Consider the following 3107-nt stretch of genomic DNA (forward strand, 5'->3'; position numbering starts at 1 on the left):
AGGATCTCCGAGATCCGGTAGGTGCCGGCCGACTCCCCGAGCATGACGATGCCGACCAGCATGGCCAGGCCGCCGAAGGTCGTGACGACCAGGGCCTGCAGCGCCGAACGCCGGGCGGACAGCCGCTGCCGGGCATAGCCGATCAGCAGGTAGGACAGGATTGTGGTCAGTTCCCAGAAGATGAACAGCAGCAGCAGGTCATCTGCGGTGACCAGGCCGAACATCGCACCGGCGAAGGCCAGCAACTGCGCCCCGAAGGCGCCCAGGTCCGCATCGTCGGCCTTGAAGTAGCGTGCGCAGTAGAACAGGACCAGGGCCCCCACGCCCAGGACCAGAAGGCTCATGACAGCAGCCAGTGCGTCCATCCGGAACGCCAGTTCCAGGCCGAGCTGCGGAATCCATTTGATAATGACCGACGGCGGCGCGCTGGGGGCGCCGGAAGCCAGCGTTTGGTCGGCGGCCGTGAAGGCGCTGAAGCGGAAGAGCAGCCAGCCGAAGCAGGCGGCGGCGACGGCGGCCAGGACGTAGAATGCGGAGCGGCCCATCCGGCGAAAGAATGCAGGCGCTACAAGAGCCACCACGAAAAGAGCGGTGAGCACAAGCAGCAAAACTGGTCTCCGAACTGTTGCCTCTTCGACTCACAAACGGGCTGCGGGAGCTCACGGGATTGAGTTGTCGAAGACGGACGGTCAAGGGCCTGTCATCCATTCTAACCTTGTTATTCGGGTGTATTGTGCACCCGGGTATATGCCATGCCGCACATATACCGCAGGACCTGCTCCCCCACAGATTCACTTTTTGTTCAACTCCAAGGGATTTTCCGCCCTTTTGGACGTATAGCATTCACGGTATGAGCGACGCCCAGCATTCGTCCGCCAATCCCCCGTCCGCCGATCTTCCGTCCGCCGATCCTTCGCCCCCCAATCTTTCGTCCGGGGGATCACCGGCGGGCGCTCCGCCCCGGGCTCAGCGGCTGATCGGCCGCCAGGTCCTGGCATGGGCCGGCTGGGACTGGGGCTCAGCGGCCTTCTTCGCTGTCATGAGCACCTTTGTCTTCACCGTGTACTTGACCTCTGAGGCTTTCGGCGGCGAGGACCGTGCCTCGGCGGTCCTGGGCGCCGGATTGTCGATCGGCGGCGCAGTCATCGCGCTGCTGGCCCCGGTTACGGGGCAGCGCTCGGACGCCGGCGGCAGACGGCGGCTCTGGCTCGGCATCAACAGCGTCCTCATCGTGGTACTCACCGCCCTGTGCTTCTTCGTGTACCCGCGGCCGGAATTCCTGCTGGCCGGCGTCATCCTCATCACGCTGGCAAACATCTTCGCGGAGTTCGCCGGCGTCAACTACAACGCGATGCTGACCCAGGTCTCCACCCCGCAGACCATCGGCAAGATCAGCGGCTTCGGCTGGGCCATGGGCTATGTCGGCGGCATCGCGGCGCTGGGACTGGTGCTGGTGGGGTTCGTGCAGCCGGAGGTCGGCTGGTTCGGCGTCACCTCCGAGGACGGGCAGAATATCCGCGCGGTGGCACTGTTCTGCGCCGTGTGGTTCGCGGTTTTCGCCCTTCCGTTGTTCCTCCTTGTCCCTGAAGTGCCGCGGCAGAAGTCGGCGAAGCTGGGCGTTTTCGCCTCCTACGGGCTGCTGTTCCGCCGGATCAAGGCGATCTACCGGACCAGCCCGCACACCATCTACTTCCTCCTGGCCAGCGCAGTATTCCGTGACGGGCTGGCCGCGGTCTTCGCCTTCGGCGGGATCATCGCGGCGGGAACCTTTGGCTTTTCGCTGGCCGAAGTCATCGTCTTCGCCATCGCAGGCAACGTCGTCGCAGCACTGGGTGCCGTCGGCGGAGGCTGGCTGGATGACCGCGCTGGCCCCAAGGCAGTCATCATTGCCGCTCTGGCCGGGCTGCTGGCCGCAGGAACCGCCGTGCTGGTACTGGGGCCGCAGACGCACCGCTTCCTGGGCCTGGACTGGACAGGTGCCACCACGTTCTGGGTCTTCGGCCTGCTGCTCTGCCTGTTCGTGGGACCGGCGCAGGCCTCCTCCCGCGCCTACCTGGCCCGGCTGGCGCCCGAAGGCGAAGAGGGCGAGCTCTTCGGTCTGTACGCGACCACCGGCAGGGCCGTCAGCTTCCTGGCCCCGGGGCTGTTCGCCGCCTGCATCGCGCTCTTCGGATCCCAGCGTTTCGGCATCCTGGGCATCCTGCTGGTGGTGCTCGCCGGACTGCTCGTCCTGCTTCCGGTGCAGGCTCCCGGCCGCGTCCGGAAGGCCGTCATCCCGGCCACCTAACGGGCTTAAAGTTGAAGCATGAACGTCGACGAGACACCGCTTCCCGGCATCGGCATGCGCAAGGACATGGTCATCAGCGACGGACGGCGGGTCGGCGTCGTCAGCCACCGGGACGGCCGGACCGAGCTGATTATTTCCCGGCTGGATGATCCCGACGCCTGCCTCGCCTCGATCCCGCTGTCCGGCGAGGAGGCCGCCGCGCTGGGTACCCTGCTGGGCGGCCACCAGATCGTCACGCAGCTGACCGAGGAACATCGCGACTTCGAAGGCGTCAACACGCGCCAGTTCGTAGTCGAGCCCGACTCGCACTTCGCCGGACGCCCGCTGGGCGATACCTGCATGCGGACCAAGACAGGCGCCTCGATCGTGGCCATTGTCCGCGCCGGCAGGACGCATGCTTCCCCCGGCCCGGACTTCATCCTGAACGGCGGCGACATGCTCATCACGGTCGGCTCGACCGAAGGCCTCGACGCGGCCGACAAGCTCCTCAACCGCAGCTGAGGTCCGGTGACCGCCACTGCCCTCGCACTCACCGAACTGGGCGCGATCTTCCTCGGGCTCGGGGTGCTGGCCAGGCTCGCCGGGCGGATCGGCATGTCCCCGATCCCCTTTTATCTGGTCGGCGGCCTGTTCTTCGGCCACGGCGGACTCATCGAACTGCGCGGCATGGAGGAATTCGGCCACATCGCCAGCGAAATCGGCGTCGTCCTGCTGCTGCTCATGCTCGGGCTGGAATACTCCGGCCAGGAACTAATGACCGGCCTGCGGCACTCCTGGCAGGCCGGCGTCCTTGATATTGTCCTGAACACGGTCCCCGGGG

The 3107-nt window shown here is 66.2% G+C and carries 4 protein-coding genes; 3 read left to right on the forward strand and 1 reads right to left on the reverse strand.

The annotated features are described in order from the left end of the window. Positions 1-608, reverse strand: a 608-nt coding sequence (locus AC5RW2_RS41905; protein WP_494075343.1) for a proton-conducting transporter transmembrane domain-containing protein, incomplete at its 3' end; no start/stop codon positions are given. A gap of 242 nt (positions 609-850) precedes the next feature. Between AC5RW2_RS41905 and AC5RW2_RS41910 the strand changes: the two genes are divergently transcribed. The 3 genes from AC5RW2_RS41910 to AC5RW2_RS41920 form a co-directional block, all read left to right on the forward strand. Next, positions 851-2287: an MFS transporter gene (locus AC5RW2_RS41910; protein WP_494029030.1), complete on the forward strand. Its 1437-nt coding sequence runs from the start codon at positions 851-853 to the stop codon at positions 2285-2287. 18 nt (positions 2288-2305) lie between these two features. Beyond that, on the forward strand, positions 2306-2788 hold the full coding sequence (locus tag AC5RW2_RS41915) for a cation:proton antiporter regulatory subunit (RefSeq protein WP_494029029.1): 483 nt from the start codon (positions 2306-2308) through the stop codon (positions 2786-2788). A gap of 6 nt (positions 2789-2794) precedes the next feature. Beyond that, positions 2795-3107, forward strand: a 313-nt coding sequence (locus AC5RW2_RS41920; protein ID WP_494075344.1) for a cation:proton antiporter domain-containing protein, incomplete at its 3' end; no start/stop codon positions are given.

Source organism: Arthrobacter sp. B0316-1-20 (assembly GCF_059091865.1).